This window comes from Solidesulfovibrio sp. DCME, assembly GCF_049995385.1.
In the GTDB taxonomy this organism is placed as follows: Bacteria; Desulfobacterota; Desulfovibrionia; order Desulfovibrionales; family Desulfovibrionaceae; genus Solidesulfovibrio.
The window spans coordinates 2,221,720-2,242,162 of record NZ_CP188261.1 but is presented as its reverse complement, the minus strand read 5'-3'; the positions used below and the strand labels follow the sequence as shown (position 1 = coordinate 2,242,162).

At 68.0% G+C, this 20,443-nt stretch carries 13 protein-coding genes; 3 read left to right on the top strand and 10 right to left on the bottom strand.

All coding sequences use genetic code 11. The features are described 5' to 3' along the window. Positions 1–6: 6 nt before the first annotated feature. From ACP59X_RS09540 to ACP59X_RS09520, 5 genes are all read right to left on the bottom strand, one after another. Positions 7–2,229 (bottom strand): HAMP domain-containing methyl-accepting chemotaxis protein, encoded by a 2,223-nt coding sequence (locus tag ACP59X_RS09540; RefSeq protein ID WP_428568501.1) that lies wholly within the window; start codon positions 2,227–2,229, stop codon positions 7–9. A 333-nt stretch (positions 2,230–2,562) separates the two neighbouring features. Beyond that, positions 2,563–3,798, bottom strand: a complete 1,236-nt coding sequence (locus tag ACP59X_RS09535; RefSeq protein ID WP_428568498.1) for a serine hydrolase domain-containing protein — start codon at positions 3,796–3,798, stop codon at positions 2,563–2,565. Between the two features lie 287 nt (positions 3,799–4,085). Then, the gene (locus ACP59X_RS09530) at positions 4,086–5,756 is read right to left on the bottom strand and encodes a hypothetical protein (RefSeq protein ID WP_428568495.1); all 1,671 of its coding nucleotides are present in this window, start codon (positions 5,754–5,756) and stop codon (positions 4,086–4,088) included. Between the two features lie 278 nt (positions 5,757–6,034). After that, on the bottom strand, positions 6,035–7,135 hold the full coding sequence (locus ACP59X_RS09525; RefSeq protein WP_428568492.1) for a linear amide C-N hydrolase: 1,101 nt from the start codon (positions 7,133–7,135) through the stop codon (positions 6,035–6,037). A gap of 516 nt (positions 7,136–7,651) precedes the next feature. After that, positions 7,652–9,250 (bottom strand): serine hydrolase, encoded by a 1,599-nt coding sequence (locus ACP59X_RS09520; RefSeq protein WP_428568489.1) that lies wholly within the window; start codon positions 9,248–9,250, stop codon positions 7,652–7,654. A gap of 549 nt (positions 9,251–9,799) precedes the next feature. Here ACP59X_RS09520 and ACP59X_RS09515 point away from each other — a divergent pair. The 3 genes from ACP59X_RS09515 to ACP59X_RS09505 all read left to right on the top strand — a co-directional run bounded on the left by ACP59X_RS09515 (position 9,800) and on the right by ACP59X_RS09505 (position 14,663). Continuing rightward, on the top strand, positions 9,800–10,750 hold the full coding sequence (locus ACP59X_RS09515; RefSeq protein ID WP_428568486.1) for a phosphate/phosphite/phosphonate ABC transporter substrate-binding protein: 951 nt from the start codon (positions 9,800–9,802) through the stop codon (positions 10,748–10,750). Between the two features lie 77 nt (positions 10,751–10,827). Continuing rightward, the gene (locus ACP59X_RS09510; protein WP_428568482.1) at positions 10,828–13,578 is read left to right on the top strand and encodes a PAS domain S-box protein; all 2,751 of its coding nucleotides are present in this window, start codon (positions 10,828–10,830) and stop codon (positions 13,576–13,578) included. Positions 13,579–13,685: 107 nt separating this feature from the next. Beyond that, entirely contained in the window at positions 13,686–14,663 is a 978-nt protein-coding gene (locus ACP59X_RS09505; protein WP_428568479.1) for a lipoate--protein ligase, read from the top strand. Positions 14,664–14,667: 4 nt separating this feature from the next. On the opposite strand, the gene nadB is transcribed toward ACP59X_RS09505, so the two are convergent. The 5 genes from nadB to ACP59X_RS09480 form a co-directional block, all read right to left on the bottom strand. Beyond that, the gene (gene nadB, locus ACP59X_RS09500) at positions 14,668–16,248 is read right to left on the bottom strand and encodes an L-aspartate oxidase (RefSeq protein ID WP_428568476.1); all 1,581 of its coding nucleotides are present in this window, start codon (positions 16,246–16,248) and stop codon (positions 14,668–14,670) included. A 23-nt stretch (positions 16,249–16,271) separates the two neighbouring features. After that, positions 16,272–17,306, bottom strand: coding sequence for a quinolinate synthase NadA (gene nadA, locus ACP59X_RS09495; RefSeq protein WP_428568473.1), 1,035 nt, complete (start codon positions 17,304–17,306; stop codon positions 16,272–16,274). Next, positions 17,306–18,196: a carboxylating nicotinate-nucleotide diphosphorylase gene (gene nadC, locus ACP59X_RS09490; protein ID WP_428568470.1), complete on the bottom strand. Its 891-nt coding sequence runs from the start codon at positions 18,194–18,196 to the stop codon at positions 17,306–17,308. Before nadC ends, nadA begins: the two co-directional genes overlap by 1 nt. Positions 18,197–18,513: 317 nt before the next feature. Continuing rightward, positions 18,514–19,740, bottom strand: a complete 1,227-nt coding sequence (locus tag ACP59X_RS09485) for a replication-associated recombination protein A (RefSeq protein ID WP_428568467.1) — start codon at positions 19,738–19,740, stop codon at positions 18,514–18,516. Positions 19,741–19,850: 110 nt separating this feature from the next. After that, positions 19,851–20,378 carry a hypothetical protein gene (locus ACP59X_RS09480; RefSeq protein ID WP_428568464.1) on the bottom strand — a complete coding sequence of 176 codons (528 nt, stop codon included), beginning with the start codon at positions 20,376–20,378 and terminating at the stop codon, positions 19,851–19,853. Positions 20,379–20,443: the final 65 nt, after the last annotated feature.

The window sequence follows — 20,443 nt, the reverse complement described above, 5'->3', positions numbered from 1 at the left end:
CGCCTGTTACCTGTTGCGACCGGGCAATCCCGGCCGCGAGGGCAAAGCCATCGCCCGCCGGCCCGCGGGCAGGGCGACGCCCGCGCCGGCCTGGCCGGACTGGCCCTGCATTTCCAGGATCATGGCATCGAGCTCCTGGGCCTGTTGGGCCATGTCGGAAACGGCGTCGGCGGACTGGCGCAAGGCGTCCAGGGTCTCGGCCGCGATACGGTTGACCTCCTCGACGGAGCGGTTGATCTCCTCGCTGGCCGAGGACTGCTCTTCGGAGGCCGTGGCTATGGAATGCACCTGATCCGTGCTCAAGTCAACGAAGCGCACGATCTCGGTCAGCACATCGCCCGAGGAGCGGGCCAGGTCCGTGGCTTCGTCGATCTTTCGGACGGTCCGGTCGACATTGTCGATGTTCTTGCGGGTACCGTTTTGGATCTGCTGGATGGCCTCGCCGACCTCCTTGGTGGCGGACATGGTCTTTTCGGCCAGCTTGCGGACCTCGTCGGCCACCACGGCGAAGCCGCGGCCGGCCTCGCCGGCCCGGGCGGCCTCGATGGCGGCGTTTAAGGCCAGCAGGTTCGTCTGGTCGGCGATGTCGGAAATGACGTTCATGACGTGGCCGATGCCCTCGGCCTGCTTGCCCAGGGAGGTCATGTCCGCCTTGAGCTCCAGGGACTGGTGCTGGACCTCGCCGATGCCGGCAAGGACCTTATTGACGATATTGGCGCCTTCCTGGGCCTTGTTCTTGGCCTTTTCCGACGTTTCGGTGGCCTGGGAGGCATTCTTGGCCACTTCCAGCACCGTGGCGTTCATTTCCTCCATGGCCGTGGCGGTCTCGGACAGGCGCTTGGACTGGTCTTCGGCGCCGTGGCTCGATTGCTCGATCTGGGCCGAAAGCTGCTCGGAGGCGGAGGAAACGACACTGACCACGGAAGACAGCCGGTCCGCGGCCTGGAGCATGCCTTCCTCCTTGGCCCGTTCGGCCTGCTGCTTGGCGGCCTCGGCCTCCTGGGTGGCGACCCTGGCCTTGCTGGCCTCCTCGGTGGCGTTGCGGCTTTCCACGGCCGCCTCCTCGATCTTCGTCTTGAGCGTGGCCACCATCTTGCGCAGGGCCTCGGCCAGGACGCCGATCTCGTCCTTCTGGTCGATATCCAGGTTGCGGCCGAAGTCGCCGCCGGCGATGGCCGTGGCGAATTCGACGCCCTTGACCACGGGCCGGCTGATGAGCGAGGCGAGGCCGATGGCGATGACCAGGCCCAACAGGACCGCGACGGCCACCGTGACGACGATGATGGTGTTGGCCTGCTGCGTCAGTTGCTGGGCGGCGCCCTTGGCCTCGTCGAGCTTCTTGTATCCGGCCTCCTCGGCGGCCAGGGCCTGCTTGATGACGTTCTCGCCCAACAATTGCATGTCGTGCAGGATCGCCTTGAGATTGTCATCCGTGGCGATCCAGCGTTCGGCGGCCTTCTGGTAAACCTCGGTGGCCTTCTCGGCCTCCTTGATGAGCTTCAATTGCTCGGCGTCGGTCGTCACGGTTTCCAGTTTTTCATAAAGCTTCATCAGCTCGGGCAGGAGCTGCTGCATGAGCTTGTAGGCTTTTCGATCGCTGTAGTTCACCTCTTCCTTCTCGGCCCGCATGATCTTGAGGGCCGTTTCGTAGATATTGGTCGTCACGATGTACCGTTGGACATACTGATCCAAGGCGGCCGCGTCGGCCCCGCCTTTCTTGGCCTTGGTATAATCGGCCACCTGGATCTCCAGGAATTTCTTTGCCGCGTCGCCAACGATGTTGCCGTTCTTGATCATCTCCTCGACGGCCAGTTTGTTGTTCTTGAACCCAGAAACACAGGCATTCATTTTATCTTCATATTCTTTTGTCGCCCGGCGCGCTATTTTCGACTGATCAAATAACGAGCCGAGGCCATACTTCCCTGCAATATCATCAACCTTATCTAAATACGTGTATAGTGTTTTCAGATGCTTTTCGACATCACTACGTACGGATTCCGATTGCTCAGTAATATAAATACGCCAACTCAAGCGCGTTTCTAAAGCAGCTCTTTCAACACCTGTCGCATATTCCACGGCTTTTGCATCGATATCTGTTATAAAAACCAACGCGCCAGAAACTTTACCTATATAGATATAAGACAATATACCAAATATAATTGTAATGGCAACGAGTGCCAAGGCCCCTCCAAGTATCTTCACCTTGATTTTTAAGTCACGAAATCGCATATATTCCCTCATTGCTAAAATGTTAGCGAATAACATCTTCAAAAAACGGTTCTTGATGTATAAACGGCTAGCACGATCCCTGCCTCGTGTAAAGCAATATTTAGGCAATTTCAGCAACACAACACGCAATAATCATGCCGATTCCAGTCGGCTCTCCTGCAAAAAGACCGCGCCACACACGTTCCGCGGCCATTTCCGTGCGCATCACGTTGCAAAACGCAACATCTTAAGTCTCGCAAGAACCTCAAGGAACCAACAGACCGTCCGGCGCATGCGCCCTGTGCCGGCCATGCGGACAGCGCCGGGCGATGGGCCGATGCGGCACCGGAGCCGTCAGGGGGTCGCGTCCGCCGCGTAGACGGCCGTGGCGATCTCGGCGGGAAACCGCCCGGACATGCCGTCCGGGGTGGTGTTGGTCAGCACCACCACGGACAGGCCGGCCTGGCGGTCCAGGAAGAAATGGCTGCCGTACACGCCGCTCCAGGCCCACTGCCCGACGTTTGCCGGCTGGCCGGCCTGCCGCTCGACGAGCACGGCGGCGCCGAAGCCGAACCCGCGCCCGTGGCCGGCCAGGGCCGGTCGGAGGTCGCCGATCTGGTTGGCCGTCATGGCCCGGGCGGTCTGCGGGGCGAGCACCCCGCCGCCGTCGCGGCGCACGGCCTCCAGGAAACGCAGATAGTCGTCGGCCGTGCCGACCAGGCCCGCGCCGCCCGAGGGGTAGGCCTGGGCGTCCGTGGCCCGGGACGGGGAAAAGCGCACGCCCGAGGCCTTGTTGGCCATGACCTCGGGATCGGCCATGCGGTGCGGCCCGCCCGGTCCGGCCGCGTAGGGCACGGACAACCGTTCCCTGCTCGCCGCGACGAAGGCCGTGTCGGCCATGCCCAGCGGCCCGGTCAGCACCCGGGCCACCACCTCGGGCAGCTCGCCGCCGCCGGCCGCGGCCACCACCGCGCCGAGGACATCGATGGACAGGGAATAGCCCCAATCCGTGCCGGGCGGGAAAGAAAGCGGCACCGTGGCCAGCCGGCGCAGGTTCTCGGCCAGGCTGATGCCCGGCCGGTCCAGGCCGTCCGAGACGCCGGCCCGGGCCAGCGGCCCGTCCGGCGGCTCGAGAAAGCCGTAGGACAGCCCGGCGGTATGGGTGAGCAGTTGGCGCACGGTAATCGTGGCCGGACTGCCGTCGGCCAGGCGGGCCTGGAAATAGGGCAGCCACCGGGTCACCGGATCGTCCAGGGAGAGCCGGCCCTGGTCGGCCAGGGCCAGGGCGGCGGCACTGACCAGCGGCTTGCTCATGGAGGCCAGGCGGAAGAGGGTGTCCGGCCGGGCCGGCCGGCCGGCCTCCCGGTCGGCCAGGCCGAAGGCCTTGCGGTAGGCCACCTGCCCGTCCCGGGCCACCACGACCACGCCGCCGACGATCCGGTTTTCCGCCACGGCCTGGGCCACGACCGCGTCGAGCCGCGCGTTGAGTGTGTCGGCCCGGGACTCCCCGGCGAGCGGGCGCGGCAGGAGGGCCAGCACCACCAGCAGCAGCAGCGGCCAGCGGCCAAACATTCGTTTCGGGTCACGCATGGGTTTCACCTCCACAGTCGGGGCACCATTCAGCGATGCCGTAGGGCGTCCCGTGCCTGGGGATTCCACCTCCACTGCCGGGGCACCATTGCCGCATCCAGCCCTGCGACGGCCACGGCACCTCGCCGGCCACCGGCGGCGCCCAGGGCAACGCGGGCTCAAAAGTGCCGGGCAAGGTCGGCGCCTGGGGCCTTGGCCCGGGCACGTTCACCGGGTCGACCACGGCGTGAGCCCGCCGCACCGTGGGCAGCCTCCCCAAGGGCTGGCCGCGCCGCCTGGCCAGCCCTTCAGCGCCCGGCCAGGGGCACGGGGAAGAAAAAAGCGTCGATGCCCTCCCGGGGCGCCACAGCGGCCGGATCGCCCTGGCCGGGCACGGTCTCGATCCAGTTGACGGCCCCGGCCAGATGTTCCTGGGAAAGGCGCTCGTAAAACGCCACCTGGCCGGCCCCGGGCTGGCCTTCGCGGCTGTCCCAGAGCAGGTCGAAATAGTGCCGGTAGGCGGTGAAAAGCTGCCGCGCGGCGGCCTTTTCGCCGCTCCAGGCCCCGCTGCCCGGCCGGGCCGAGACGATGGTCCCGGCCTGCCACAGCCGGCCGCTGCCCTGGCCAGGGGTGTCCAGGTTCGACGAGGTCACGTAGATACGCCGCGCCTCCTCGTGGCCGGGCACGTCGAGGAGCAGGAACTTGTTGTGCATGTCGCGCGGCGTGGTCGGGTTGACGGCGATGCCCGCCGCGTCGAGCACCGGCCAGACCCGGGCCATCTCCAGGGCGTAGGTGTTGCCCGTGGCCGGATCGGTGCGGCGGATGGCGGACGGCCCCCGCAGCAAGGCGGCCGTGGCGGTCCGGGCCGCCTCCCCGCCGCTTTGGAACTGCCACAGGAAACGCACGGACAGCCGGCCCGGCCGGGTCGTGGCCAGGCGGACGTCACTGGCGCGGTCCTCGATCCGCCCACCGGCAAAGCCCTCCTCCACGAAGCGAAACAGGTTCTCCACGAACCAGGCCGTCTGGCCGATCTCGAAGACGGCGATGTCCAGGCGCACGTCACGGCCCAGGCGCAACTGGGCGGCGGCATCGAAAAGCGCCGCGTCGTACCAGTTGACCACGCCGTCGTCGTGCTGGCCGGCGTACGGGGCGTTGAGGTAGCGCGGCCAGGCCTGGCCGGACGTGGCCGGGCCGCCGCCGACAAAGCCCTGGCCCCGGCCGGCGTAGAAGGACACCAGGTAGTCGCCGACGGGCACGGGCGCCATGTCCGTGCCGCTCGAATCGGCGCCGCCCCGCCCGCCCGGAAACAGCCCCAGGCCGCTGCCCGCGCCGGCCGCCCGGGCCAGGGCGGCAAAGGCGGCGTACAGGGCCGGCCGGCGCTCCACGAAGCGCAGGGCGTTGTTGCCCTTGCAGGTCAACCCCACGGTCTGGAGGTTGAGCGAACCGTGGACGGTGGTGTGCTCGTCCTTGCCGTCGGAAAGCTGGAGCACCTTGGCGTGGGTTTCGGGGTTGCCCCAGTGGCCGTGCCGCTTGCCCTCCATAACCAGGGCGGCCGCCCCGGCCCGGGGCAACAGCGCCCGGATGCCGTCCGGCGAGATGTTGCCCACGCCGTAGCGGATGGCCAGCGACGTCACGGTGGCCAGACTGTCAAGCAGTTCGAACACCCGGCGCGTCACATCGCCGGCGGCGGTGGTGCCGCCCCGGTTCTTGACGAAATCCACGCCACTGCCCGGCACGACCGCGCAGAAATAGTCGGTGTTGCAAAAGCCCATGTGGATGTCGCAGGCATAGGTGCCCTGGCGGCCGGCAAAACGCAGCAGCGGCCAGACCCAGGGATTGTAGCCGGGGTCGTTGGGCAAAAATGTCGCCCCGACCGGCCAGTCGGGCCCGGTTTTCCCGGGGGAAGCCCCGGGCAATCCCCTGGGCACGGCCAGGGCCGTCGCAAGACAGGCCAGGATCAGGAAGAAAATCCGTCGCATACGAGGCCTCGCTTGGCTTGGGGCGATCGTTCCGCGCGCCGCCTTAGGATCCAGCCGCCGCCGCGCGCACGAAACGGCGGCCGGACGTCTTCGGGACAGGTCCCCATGGGGGACGCCGTCGCGCGACCGGGCGCAGGCGACTGCTTCGCCCCCCGACCGGGCGCTCCTCCCACCGCGCAGGCCTTTGGAGGCACGGCTGCGGTCACGGGTTGGTGTCAACGACGCTCGCTGCCGCGCGGGCAAAGCGAAGGGCCTGCCACCCCGCCGCGTTTCCTTCGTCAGTTTCGCAGGGGCGTGGCCTGGGCCGTGGTGTCGGGATAGTCCACGCCAATGAAGACCGGAATGGTCTGGATACCCTTGGCCGAGGAAAAGGCCTTGGCCAGGTCCACGTAGCGCCAGTTCTTGTTGCCCATGCTGCGGTAGTAGTAGCGCAGGCGCGACGTGTCGGCCACCACGGACCAGATGGTCTTGTCGAAGCGCTCCTCCTTGCCCTCGTAACCGCGCACCGAGCCGAGCGGGATATCCACGTTGTCCAGGATGGTGATGGCCTGGTTGAGCCCCGCGTCGGCGCCCTTGGCCGGCAGGACGGCCTGGCTTAAGGCCACCATGCGCACGAAGCGGCTGGGCGGGCTGTAGTCGCCCGGCAGGCCGTACAGCCCCGACCCCTGGCCAAACGACTTCAGGGTCAGGCCCTTGAGTTCCTTTTGGGGCACGTTGAAGGTGGACAGGTTGATGTAGTTGTCGAGGTTGGTGAGCATCCAGTCGAAGGTGGGGGAATTGGTCATCACACCCAGCGGGTTATCGTAAAGCGCCACCTTGCCGGCCGTGTACTCGATGACCACGCAGTCGCCCGAGGGGTCGTGGACCACGTAGTGCAGGGGCAAGGGGCCGGCATCGCCGACCGGGCCCTGGCAGACGCGCACGTCGCGGTAGCCCTGGCGCACTTCGGCCACGCTGCCGAACTGGGACAACAGCCAGGTGCCGAACTCGTACTGGGCCAGGGTCTTTCCGGCCTTGGCGCGCTCGAAGGGTTCGTAGGCGGCATAGCCCGGCAAAAAGAGCTGCCCCACCACCAGGCCCTTCTCGTTCATGCCGTCCGAGGCCAGGGGCTGGCCGAAATCGAACATGCCGACAAAGGCGTATTTGTTTTTCCAGGCTACGCCCTTGGCCGCACCGTCGGGCAGGGTGCCCCGGAAGGCCGTGCCCCGGGGCACGATGCCGAGCACCGTCTGCAAGGTCCATTCGCCCTCCATGGTCCGGGCGTAGAAGACCTGGTTGTCGGCGGTTTTGATGTGCACGCTGGTGCAGGCCGGGGCCTTGGACACGGGGAAGGCGAGCAGCGTCAACAGGAAGAGCGAGATGAAGGCGCGCCGGCGCATGGACATTCCCTCCGCGACAGGTTTTGGGGGACAACACGCCCGGCAACCTGGCCGGGCGCCTCTTGCCAAGCCGATGGGGACAGCGCCGCCAATGCAACACTCCCATTCGCATCCGCATGGCGGCAACAAAGCGGCAACGGTCCGAAGCATGGCTGCTTGAGCATGCCGTTTCGCGGCAACTCCATGACGTTACTCCGGAGCCGGCCGGATTGTGCAGCAAAAAGGCTTTACCGGCAACACCCCAACCCGTTGCCGCACACCCTTGCCCCGTCAGCCAGGGAGGCCGCGCATTTCATCCTGCTCCCTGCCCAGCCCCGGCTGTCCGACCGGCTGTACCAACCGCGACCTTGCCGCGCCGCTCTTGCGTTCCCCGTGGCGCGCCACCCCGTTCAGCGGCGGGAAGCCCCCGTAGCCCGCACTGGACCACAGCCCGACCTGCGTCGCCGGCCGGCGAACGTCCAGGCCTGCCTGCGTGCCCCAGCGGGATGGCGGCAAGCCGTGCCGGCGCGGCCAGCGTCAGCCGTCCTCCAGCAACAGCGTGGTGGCGGGCACGGACGGGGCGACCCGGACGAATTGTTCGTAATTTTCCAGGAGCAGCTTTGGCGAGGCGGTGTCCATGTCCGCGAAACGCACCGGCAAGAACATGGGAAAGTTCTCGGGATAACCCGGCAGCAGGGCGACAAAGGCATCCGCTTCGCCGGTCGGCACCAGGGAGGCGCGCATCCGGCGCGGCCCCATCACCACGGACAAGCCCCCGTCGGCCATCTCCACCGCGAACAGGCCGTACGCCGGATGGACATAGGCGCCGACATAGCGTTCCGGGGCGCGCGTGGCGGCCGGTTGGGCCCGGGGCGGCGGCACCACCGAGGCGGCCGGGGCCGGGGCGGTCACCTCGCCGAGCCGGCGGATGTTGGATTCGAAATCCTCCGCCGGCACCGTGCGGTTGACGAACAGATCGTAGAACTTGACCGCGATGCGCAGGCTCACCTGGCTTTTGGCCGTGGTGGCCTCGGTCTTGAAATAATCCGACCCGACGTTGGTCAAAACCACGATGCCGCCGGAGCCCAAGCCGTCGTCATTGCCGAAAACGAGGCCCACGGACGAGGTGAACCCCACGTCGCCGCCGCCATGGTAGTAAAAAGGACGCGGCGTGTAGCCGAGGTAGCCCCAGCCGGAAGCGTACAGGAACGGCCCGGCGTATTTCCCGTCGAGGCTCTCGGTCCAGGGGGAAATGACCGTCTTGGGCGCGAGCAGGGCACGCAGGGTGTCCTTGCCGATCAGGCGCTGGCCGTCGATGGCCCCCAGGCCCAGATTGAAGCGCAGCCATCGGGCCATGTCGTTGGCGCTGGAACGGATGGAGCCGGCGCCCTGGCCAAGGTCGAAAATGAAGTTGTTCCCCCAGTCGGCCGGCAGGACGTCCAGGCTGCCGTCCGGGGCGATGGTGTGGCCGAGGGCGGCGTTGCCCTTGGCGTTCATTGCGGCCTGGGTGGTGACGCTGCGGCGCATGCCAAGTGGCGTGAACAGGCGCGCCGCCAGGTCTTCGGCCCAGCTGCGCCCGTTTATGGCCGCCACGAGGGCCGACGCCGCCATGTACATGTCGTTTTGGTAGGCATAGGCGGTGCGGAAACTCGTCAGCGGCTTTTCGTGGCGAATGGCCCCCACCGTGGCGGCCGTGGGAAAGCCCAGGAGGATCATGCTGGATAGGGACTGTTCCCGCAGACCGGTCCGGTGGTTGAGCAGGTCCCCGGCCTGGAAGTTGGCGTTGACCCAGGGGTCGTACATGCCGAAGGCCGGCAGGTACCTGGCCGGAGGATCGGTCCAGGCCAGCCGGGCCTCGTCGACCAGCATGCCCATTTGCGTGGCCACGAAGGCCTTGGAGCAGGAGCCGATGTGGAAAAGCGTATCGGCGTCCACCGGCGCGGCCGCGGGTCCGTTGCTGACGGCGCCAAAACCCTTGGCATAGACCAGTTGCCCGTCCTGGACGACGGCCATGGCCAAGCCAGGCACGCCTTGCGCCGTCATCTCCTGCACGGCGTAGCCTTCCAGATCGGCCAGCCAGTCGGCCCGGGGCGCCCCGGGATGCAGCAACAAGGGCAGGATCGGGACAAGCGCCAACAACAAAGCCTGTCCCCATGGCCTGTTGCGAGGTGCCATACGCAGTTCCCTCACGGCATGTCGGCATGATGCCTGTTACGGAAAGGATAGCGTTTTCCCAAACCCCGCGCAATGCCGGCAGCATCGGTGCGGCCGTTTTTGCATCCCCCACCGTCGAGGCGTAGTGAAAGGCGCCCCCGTCCATCCCGCGTCCCCATGCATGGACGACAACGCGCCAACCCGCCGTCACGCAGTCCCTGCCCGCCTCTCGGCCAACGGAAACATTTCTGACGGCTGCATCGACCGGGAGCATACGACCCAGGCCGACGCAAGACGAGCCAGTCGCGGTCGTTGCTTCAATGGCAACGGTCGTTGCCGGCCGCAGCGGCCGGTCGCCCTTCCCGGCTGGCGAGCGCCGTTCCGGGATGCAGCCAACCACGAAAAGGACGGTGACTTTTCCGCTATTTCCTACTATAATATTCGAATCAACGATCATTTCTTGATGCCATTTTATTCCTCCGGCGGCCCCATCGACCGTTGCGCCGGAAACAGACGTCAAAGGAAACGCTTGTGTCGGCCGCCTTGCCCACCGCCCCGACCATGCCCAACTTCGCCAGTTGGCTGGCGATCGCCCTGCTCCTCTGTGTCCTCACGCTGACCGGGTGTTCCGGGGACGACCAGGCCGCCTACGCCCCGACCTATTCCAGCACGCCGCCGACGCTGTCCACGCGTTGCGTCCTCGGCGTCCACCCTTTGCATAACCCGCAGAAACTCTTCGAAATTTACGAACCGCTGCTGCGACACCTCAACGCGCGCCTCGGCATCCCCCATGTCCGGCTCGTCCTGGAAGCCTCCAACACCTATCAGGATTTCGACGCCAAACTGGCCCGGCGCGCCCTGCACTTCGCCCTGCCCAACCCCTACCGGACCCTCACCGGCCAGGACTGCGGCTACCGCATCTTCGCCAAGATGGACAACGACGAGGACTTCCGGGGCGTCATCATCCTGCGCAAGGACAGCGACATCCGCGCCGTGGCCGATCTGCGCGGCAAATCCATCTCCTGCCCGGCCCCGACCGCCCTGGCCGCCACCATGATGCCCCAACTCTACCTGCGCCAACACGGCCTGGCCTCCCTTGACGAGGTGGAAACCCTCTATGTGGGCACCCACGATTCGGCCCTCATGAACGTCCTTTTGGGCCGAACGTCCGCCGCCTCCACCTGGCCTCCAGCCTGGCGCGCCTTCCTGGCCGAGCGGCCCGAGGCCCGGGGGATACTGGAAGTGCGCTGGCAAACGGACACCCTGCCCAGCAACGGCCTGCTCGTGCGCGACGACGTCCCGGCCGCCGTCGCCGACAGGGTGCGCGACCTGATCCTGGGGCTGGACGCCTCGCCGGAAGGCCGGGACATCCTGCGCCGGATCGGCATCCCCCGTTTCGTGGCCGCCGACAGCCAAACCTTCGCTCCCGTCGCCGCGTTTCTGCGGGAGTTCGAAGGCCTGGTCCGGCCCCTGCCGGATTGAGTCGGGACAACCTGGAAACGGCACGGCGCGCCGCCGGCGGCGCCTGGACCCCGATCTGGGCGGAACACCAAGGAACTATGACGGTCATCGATCTCACCCGAAACATGACGGTAGGCCTGCGGCGGTCCCTGGGCCGCGCCGCCGAGGCCTTCTGGTTCCGGTCCGTGCGCCGGCAGTTGGTGCTGGGCGTGGCCGTGGTGCATGCCGTGCTCATGACGCTTTTCATCGTCGACCTCACCGCGCGCCAGCAGGACTTCCTCCATCGGGAGAGCCTCTCCCGGGCCGAGGGCCTGGCCCACGTCCTGGGGGTCAACAGCCTCACCTGGTCCCTGTCCGGGGATTACGTGGGGCTTGGCGAAAACATTTCCGCCTTGAAGGACTTCCCGGACCTGGACTACGCCATGCTCCTGGACCCCGACGGCCGGGTCCTGGCCCACACCAACCCCGGCCTGGTGGGACACTACGTCAGCGACGCGCCGAGCCGGGACATGCTGACCAAGAACGCCCCGGTCCGCCTGGCCGTGGACAGCCGGACCATCGACATCGCCGTGCCCATGGTGCTTGGCGACACGACCATCGGCTGGGCCAGGGTGGCGCTCAATACGAGGGGACAGCGCGTGGAGCTGGCCCAGGTCAGGCGCAACGGCCTCCTGTATACCCTTTTGGCCATCATCGCCGGTACGGTGCTGGCCCTGGTCATCGCCCGGCGCCTCACTTCCGGCCTCACCGGCCTGATGGCCGTGTCGGCCCTGGTCCAGCAGGGCCGGCGGGACGTGCGCGCCGACGCCGCGCGCCGGGACGAGATCGGTTCCCTGGCCCGGGATTTCAACACCATGATCGCCGCCGTGGCCGCGTCGGAGCACAAGCTGGCCGCCTCCCTGGAATGGAAGCGCGTCATCCTGGACACCAGCGCCGCCGGCATCCTGGTCATGGACGCGACAGGCCACGTGATGGAAATCAACGCCACCTTCGCCGACATGTTCGGCTGCAACCCCGGGGACATCCTCGGTCACGACACGGCCAGGCTCCACCCGAGCCGCGAGGCGTTCCTGCGCACCCGGCAGGCCGTCCGGGAGCGGCTGCGGGAAAACCCCACCGTGGATATGGAGCTTGGCCTGCGCACCGCCGCCGGCCGCCCCATCTGGTGCCGGGTCACCGGCCGGATGGTGGACGCGGCCCAGCCGTCCCGGGGCATGATCTGGCTTTTCGTGGACGTCACCACCCGCAAGCGGGCCGAAACGGCCCTGCGCCAGAGCGAGGAACGGTTCCGCTCCATCGCCAACTTCACCTTCGACTGGGAATACTGGCAGGGGGTCGACGGACGCCTGCTGTGGGTCTCGCCGTCCTGCCTGCGGGTGACGGGCTACGCCGCCGGGGAATTCCTGGCCGACCCGGGCCTTTTTTTGGGCATCGTCCACCCCGACGACCTGCCGGCCGTGGCCGCGCACATGGACCAGACCCTTTCCGACCACCCGCCTGGCCCTTGCGACTTCGACTACCGCGTACACGCCAAGTCGGGCGAGACCGTCTGGGTCAACCACTGCTGCCGGCCCATCACCGACACCGCCGGCCAACCCCTGGGCCGACGGGGCTGCCTGCGCGACGTGACCGAGGCCAAACGGGCCCGGGCCGAACTCGTCGCGGCCAAGGAGCACGCCGAGGCCGCCAGCGCCGCCAAGGACCATTTCCTGGCCATCATGAGCCACGAGATCCGCACGCCCTTAAACGGCATCATGGGCATGCTCCAACTGCTGCGCGACGCCGACTTGCCGGCGGAACAGCGGGAATTCGTCTCCATCGCCCTGGACTCCGCGGACAAGCTGCTCACCCTCCTGTCCGACATCCTGGACATCACCCGCATCCAGGCCGGCCGGGTGCAACTGTGCGCCGTGCCGACCCGGCCCAGGCGGATGCTTGCCGCCGTGGCCGAACTGTTCCGCAACCAGCTGCGGCAAAAACAGCTCGACCTGACCCTGGAAATCGACCCGGCCACGCCGGAATGCGTTCTGTGCGACGAGGGCAGACTGCGCCAGATCCTGTTCAACCTGATCGGCAACTCCGTGAAATTCACCGATACCGGCGGCATCAGGCTGGGATTGTACCGCCTGCCGGTGTCGCCCGGACCCAACCGCATGCGGCTGCTCTTCACCGTGGCCGACACCGGCATCGGCATCGATGCCGACAAGATCGACGACGTCTTCGAGACCTTCACCCAGGCGGACGGCCGGGGCTTTTCCCGGCGTTTCGGCGGACTGGGCCTGGGGCTGTCCATCGTGCGCGGCTTCGTGCGGCTCCTGGGCGGCTGCCTGTCCGTGGAAAGCGCCCCTGGCGAGGGCACCACCTTTTACTTCACCATCACGGCCGACCTGCCCCAGCCGGACGCGAAGGCCCCCCTGTCGCCGGCCTCGCCCGAGGCGCCGCCCCCATCCCCGCCCGCCGGGCTGCGCATCCTCCTGGCCGAAGACGAACCCATCAACCAGTTGGCGGCCCGAAAACTGCTCGAAAAAATGGGCCACCGCCCGGACATCGCCCCCGACGGGGCAACCGCCCTCCACCTGGCCGCCTCCCATGATTTCGACCTGATCCTCATGGACATCCAGATGCCGGAGCTCGACGGCATGGAAGCCACCCGCCGCATCCGGGCCCTTCCCGCGCCCCGGTCGGCCGTGCCCATCGTGGCCTTAACGGCCCATGCCATGCGCGGCGACAAGGAGCTTTTCTTAAGCGCCGGCATGGACGGCTACCTGCCCAAGCCCCTGATCAAGGAGGAACTACGCCGGCTCATCGACAGGCTGTGCCTCGGCCGGGCTCCCCGACCCCCGGCCTGAGACGCGACATTACCCCTTTCCGCCGACGCCGATCGGGCCTATCCTGCGCCTCCCGCGCGGCCTGGCCGCGATACCCATGCACCCCGCAACGACGCCCGAGGGATACCATGCGCTGCCTGCTGCTGCCCGATACGGATCCGGCCCGCAACCTGGCCACCGAGGAATGGCTGCTGCGCCACGGCCGGGAAAACGTCTTCATGCTCTGGCGCAACGCCGCCGCCATCATCGTCGGCCGCAACCAGAACACCCGCGCCCAGATCAACGAGGAATACGTGCGGGCCCACGGCATTCCCGTGGTCCGGCGCCTGACCGGCGGCGGCGCCGTCTTCCACGACCTCGGCAACGTCAACTTCACCTTCATCGACATAGACAACCCGTCGGGCCGCCTGGATTTCGCCCGCTACACCGCGCCCATCCTCACCGCCCTGGCCGGCCTCGGCCTGGACGCCCGCTTCGACGGCCGCAACGACCTGGCCCTGGGCGGCCAGAAAATCTCCGGCAACGCCCAGTTCCTCCACGGCAACCGCATCCTGCACCACGGGACGCTGCTTTTTTCCGCCTCCATCACCGACCTGTCGGCCGCCCTGCTGGTCGACCCCCTCAAATACCGGGACAAGGCCGTCAAAAGCGTGGCCAAGCGCGTGACCAACATCAGCGCCCACCTGCCGCGCCCCCTTGGCGTGGCGGACTTCATGGACCGGATCATGGCGGCGGTGGCCGGCCAGGGCGCCGTGGCGGAGGCACCGTTCACTCCCGAGGAGCAGGCCCAGATCGAGACCCTGGCCGCGGTCAAATACCGCTCCTATGACTGGAATTTCGGCTATTCGCCGGATTACGCCTTCTCCAAGGCCATGCGCACGGCCGGGGGCATGGTGGAGACGCATTTCGACGTCAGGCAGGGCGTGCTCACGTCCCTGCGCTTTTGCGGGGATTTTTTCGGCACGCGCGACGTGGCCGGGCTGGAGGCCGCCCTTGTCGGCTGCCCCCACGAGCGCCAGGCCCTGCTGGGGCGCCTCGACCAGGTGCCGCTGGAGGATTTCATGCTGGGCGTCACGGCGGCGGCCCTGGTCGAGGGGTTTTTCTGAAGGCTCAGTCCACGCGGTAGTGGCAGCCGAGCGATCGCCTGTTTTGCATGGCGGCGATGGTGATGGTGTAGGCGGCCTGGCAGCCGTGGAACAGGTCCACGATGGCCTTGGAAAGCGGCGTTTCGCGGTAGAAGTCGTGGATGTGCTTGTTGAGTTCCCGCAGGTCCTCGAAAGCGCGCTTTAAGCGCGAGCCCGAGCGGTTGATGCCCACGTAGTTCCACATGGTGTTGCGGATGGTGGCCCAGTCCTGGGCAATGAGCGCCGGGTCCTCGTTGCGGTTGGAGCCGGGGCTGACCCAATCCGGGATGCTTTCCACCAGCCGCCGGCCCAGGGCGGCCTTTTTCCCGGCCCGCTTGCCGATGTCCTGGCCCACGCTGTGGCCCCACAGCAGGCATTCCAGAAGCGAGGTGCTGGCCAGGCGGTTGGCGCCGTGGATGCCGGTGCAGGCGCATTCGCCGGCGGCGTAGAGCCGCTCCAGGGTGGTGCGGCCGGTGATGTCGGTGAGCACCCCGCCGCAGAAGTAGTGGGCCGCCGGCACCACCGGGATGGGCTGCTTGGTGATGTCGATGCCCAGCTGCAGGCAGCCCTTGTGGACGGTTGGGAAATGGGCTTCCAGGTTTTTCACGTAATTGGCCACGTCGAGGTAGACGCAGTCCTGGTCGGTCTTGAGCATCTCGGCCAGGATGGCCCGGGTCACGATGTCGCGCGGGGCCAGGTCGGCCCGGGGGTCGTAGCGCTGCATGAAGGGCTCGCCGGCGTCGTTGACGAGCCTGGCCCCCTCGCCGCGCAGGGCTTCGGTGACCAGCAGGCGCCGCTCGGCCCGATGAAACAGCGTGGTCGGGTGGAACTGCACGTACTCCACGTTCATGACCTTGGCGAAGGCGCGCGAGGCCATGGCCAGGGCCGAGCCGATGGAAGAGCGGGTGTTGGAGGTGTGCAGGAAAAGCCGGCCGCAACCGCCCGTGGCCAGGACCGTGAAATCGGCCAGGATCGTCTCCACCTGGCCCGAGACCTCGTTTAGGACGTAGGCCCCCAGGCACTGGTTGAGCAGCTGGTACTTGAATTCCAGCAGCGTGGCGTGGTGGTTGGAGGTCAGCAGGTCCACGGCCGTGCGCCGCACCAGGACCTTGATGGCCGGATGGGCCTTGACCGCGGCCATGAGCCCTTCCATGATGGCCCGGCCGGTGCGGTCGGCCATGTGCAGGATGCGGGCGACGCTGTGGCCGCCCTCCTTGCCCAGGTGCCAGTCCGAGCCGTCGCTCTTGCGGTCGAACGGCAGGCCCAGGCGGTCGATGAGCAGCTCCTGGACCACCTGCGGGCCGCGCTTGGCCAGGTACTTGACGGCCCGGGGATAATTGTGCCGCCAGCCGCAGGTGAACATGTCGCGCTCGAGCAGTTGCGGCGAATCTTCGGCGCCGCGAAAGACGATGCCGCCCTGGGCCAGGGCGCTGTTGCCGTCGTCGAGGTCCTCGCCCGAGGTGAGCAGGATCACCTCCAGGCCGTAATCGGCCAGGGTCAGCGCGGCCGTCAGGCCGGCCAGGCCGGAGCCCACCACCAACGCGCCCGCATGCATGCGGTAAACCATGGCGCCTTCTCCCTTGCGGTCCGTTACCGGGCCGAGACTTCGAGCATTTTTTCCACGGCCGCCGTGGCCGGGCCACGCACGTCCTCGGGCACGGTCACGGGGGCGGCGGTGTCCAGGGAGGCGAGCGCGGCCAGCAGGTTTTCCTCGGTCCCCTTGGCCATGTTGGAGCAGCCCGACAGGCACAGCGGCCGGATGGCCTTTTCGCCCTGGTAGCGCCGGGCCAGCCGGGAAACGAGGTTTATTTCCGTGCCGATGAAAATTTCGGCCCCGGCCGGGGCCTCGGCCACGTACTTGATGATAAACGAGGTGGAGCCGGCCGCGTCGGCGGCCTGGACCGTCTCGGGCGCGCACTCCGGGTGGACCACCACCCTGGCCCCGGGATGGGCGGCGCGCACGGCGGCGATGTCGCGGGCCTTGAACCGCGAATGGATGACGCACTGGCCGGGCCACAGAAGCACCTCGGCCCCGGCCGCCGCCGCCAGGTCCAGCTGCGCCCCGCCGGCGCGGATGTCCAGGATGTGGCGTTTGTCCGCCGGCACCCCCAGGGCGTCGCAGGTATTTTGGCCGAGCATCTTATCCGGCAAAAAGAGCACCCCGCGCCCCTGGTCCAGGGCCCAGCGCAACATTTTCGCGGCATTGGCCGAGGTGCACACCGAGCCGCCGCAGGCGCCGACCACAGCCTTCACCGCGGCCGAAGAGTTGACGTAGGTCAGCGGCAGCACGTCGCGGCCGGTTGCCCGCAGCCTGCCGAGCACCGTGGCGGCCAGGGCGGCCGGGGCCATCTCGGACATGACGCAGGCGGCGTCCGGGGCCGGGATGTGCACGCGCTGGCCGGGCCCCGCCAGCATGGCCGCGGTCTCGGCCATGAAAAAGACGCCGCAAAAAACGATGTCTCGGGCCGACAGCCCGGCCACCTTGCGCGACAGTTCCAGGGAATCGCCCAGGATGTCGGCGTGGGCGACCACGGCGTCGCACTGGTAGTGGTGGGCCAGGATGGCCAGGGAGTCGCCGCGGCTGCGGCGGATTGCGGTGATTTTGTCCGTCGTGGATGCGTCCATCAGCCCTTGGCCTCCGTAATAAGCATGCTGAAATCGGCACTCGGCGCGGAGTGGGTCACGCGCCCCACGGACACGAAGTCCGGCCCGAGCGCCGCGATGCCGGCCAGGGCCGGCAGGTCCACCCCGCCGCTGACCTCGGTCTCGATGCCCGTCGGCACCAGGGCCAGGGCCTGGCGCATGGTGTCGGCGTCCATGTTGTCAAGCATGATCCGTGCCGGCTTCTCGGCCAGGGCCTCGGCGACCTCGGCCAGGGTGCGGCATTCGATCTCGACCGGGGGCATGGCCTCCAGGCGGCCCTGGTAGGCCCGGCGCAGGGCGGCCATGGCTTGCGGGATGCCGCCGGCCCGGTCGATGTGGTTGTCCTTGAACATGAGCATTTCGGACAGGTTCTTGCGGTGGTTGACGCCGCCGCCGACGGTCACGGCGTATTTCTCGGGATAGCGCAGGCCCGGCAGGGTCTTGCGGGTGTCGAGCAGCCGCGTTTTCGAGCCGGCCAGGGCCGAGACGGCCGTGGCCACCCGGTTGGCGATGCCCGAAAGGTGGCACAGGAAATTGAGCATCACGCGCTCGGCCGTCAGCAGCGTCACGGCCGGGCCGTCGATGACGGCCACCACCGTGCGGTCGGGCACGGCATCGCCGTCGGCGGCGAAAAAACGGACGTCGCAACGCGCCGCCGCGCCCATCCGTTCCAGGACCAGGGGCAGGATGGGCAACCCGGCCACCAGGGTGTCCTGCTTGGCCACGATGCGGGCGGTGAGCCGGTCGGCCGGGGAAAAAACGGCCAGGGAGGTCAGGTCCTCGCCGTCCTCCTCCAGGGCCAGGTCGATGGCCCGCAGCAGGAATTCCCGGGCGGGTCCGGTGAAATAGGCCTCGAAACGGGGATCGGTCATGGCACTCCCGCCTTGACGACTTGGGCCGGGCCTGGGCGCGCCTGTCAGGCCGGGGCCGGGGTGGGAAAAGGCCGCCAGGAAACCCCGCGCCGGGAGCCCTGGCGGACAGGCGGCGGCGCAACCCGCCAGCCGCCCGGAATTCAGTAACGTTTTTGCGCCCTTCGGGCAAGGGACGAGCCTGGCGCCTTTTGTCCCGCCCCGGCCTGGCCCAAGGCCGGCCGAAAGCTGCAAGGGGCCGGCATCCTTGAGCCAACCCGGTGCGTCAAAATGACTCGCGCGCGGTCACCGAACGGACAAATGGCCCGACAACGCCCCGATCAGCCCCGCTGCTTGCGCAGCCGGGCCAGCCGGGCGGCCAGGCGTGGCTCCAGCCCCTGGTCCTTGGCCGTGTAGTACTGCCGGCCGGCCAGCTCCTCGGGCAGGTAGTCCTGGTCCACCCAGGCCTCGGGATAGGCGTGGGGATACTTGTAGCCCTGGCCGAAGCCCCATTCCCGCTGGAGCCGGGTGGAGGGGTTGCGCAGGTGCAGGGGCACGGGCCTCACCCCGGACTGCATGATGTCCTTTTTGGCGGCCAGATAGGCGGCGTAGGAGCTGTTGCTCTTGGGCGCCAGGGCCAGATAGACGGCGGTCTGGGCCAGGGGGATAAATCCCTCGGGCATGCCGATGCGCTCCACGGCCTCGGCCGCGGACACGGCCAGGGGCAGGGCCATGGGATCGGCCAGGCCGACATCCTCGGAAGCGGAAATCATGAGCCGGCGGCAGCAGAAGCGCGGGTCCTCGCCGGATTCGAGCAGGCAGGCCAGGTAGTACAGGGCCGCGTCCGGGTCGCTGCCCCGGATGGACTTGATCATGGCCGAGGCCAGTTCGTAGTGGGAATCGCCGTCGCGGTCGCCCCGGGCCAGGGCCTCGGGCAGCTGCTTTTTGAGTTCCTCGGCCGAGCGCTTGTCCTCGGGCAGGGCGGCGGCGAATTCCACGAGGTTGAGCAGCGTGCGGCCGTCGCCCGAGGATAAAAGCGCGATGATCTCCAGCCCCTCGGGCGAAAGTTCCAGCCCGGCCTCCTTGGCTCCCCGCTCGGCCAGAAGGAGCAGTTCGGCGTGGGACAGCGGCCGCAGCCGAAAGACGTGGAGCCGCGACAGGAGCTGGCGCGTCACGGAAAACGACGGGTTCTCGGTGGTGGTGGCCAGCAGCACGATCTCGCCGGTTTCCAGCAGCGGCAGGAAGAAATCCTGCTGGGCCTTGGAAAAGCGGTGCAGCTCGTCGAGGATGAGGATTTCCTTGCCCTTGATCAGTTCGCGCAAGGCGGCCAGGCCGGCCTCCGGGGCGCTGACCCGCACGTAGGGCCGGCCCTTGGCCCGGGCCAGTATCAGGGCCAGGGTGGACTTGCCGCAGCCCGGCGGGCCGAAAAAGAGCAGGCTCGGCAGGCGCGGCGCGGCCAGCATGGTGGTCAGGCGCGAGATGACGTGGGTTTGGCCGACGAATTCGGCCAGGGCCGCCGGCCGTATGCGTTCGGCCAGGGGGCGTTTTTCGTTGCCCAGGAGATCCATGGTTCCCTTTTTCTTGGCTTGCTGACGGCGGTGCCGGCCACCACCGTCGGTTACGGGACGCGGGCCGCCGCGCCGGTTTCCCCCGGCGGTTCCCGCCCGGAGGGGGGCGGTCATGGGGCCAGGGCGGCGTCCTCGGCCGAGCCCGGCGTTTCCCGGCCCGCCCGATCGGCCGGGTCGCCGGCTGCGGCCAGGCGCGCGGCCGTGGGGCGATGGCGCAACACCAACCGGGGCGGCCCGTCGGCGGGCGTTTCCAACACGACGTCGGCCTCGCCGGCGCGCCACAGGCACACTGCCAGCCCGGGCGTTTCGCGGCAATAGGGCGGTCCGTGGCCGCGGGTCAAGTCCCGGCGCAGGGCCTCGGCCGCCTCGCGCGAGTCCAGGCCGGCGCTGACGGTGAAAAACCGGCCCTGGTAAAAGCCGTAGACCGGGTCGTGCAGGGCCGCGCCCAGGTATTGCCCGCCCCGGCCCTGCAAGGTGCAATAGGCCAGGCTTTCGGCCAGTGCATGGGGCAGGGGGATGTCCACGGCGGCGCAGGCGGCTGGCCTGGGATCGCCGAAGGCCAGGCCGCCCAAACCGGTGACCGGTTCGGCCGGACCCGAGCAGGCAACGAGAACGGCCAGCGCGAGCCCGGCCAGCATCGCCCCCGCTCCGGCCAGGACCCGCCCCGGACGATCGGCCCTGGCCGCCAGCGGCGAAAACGGCC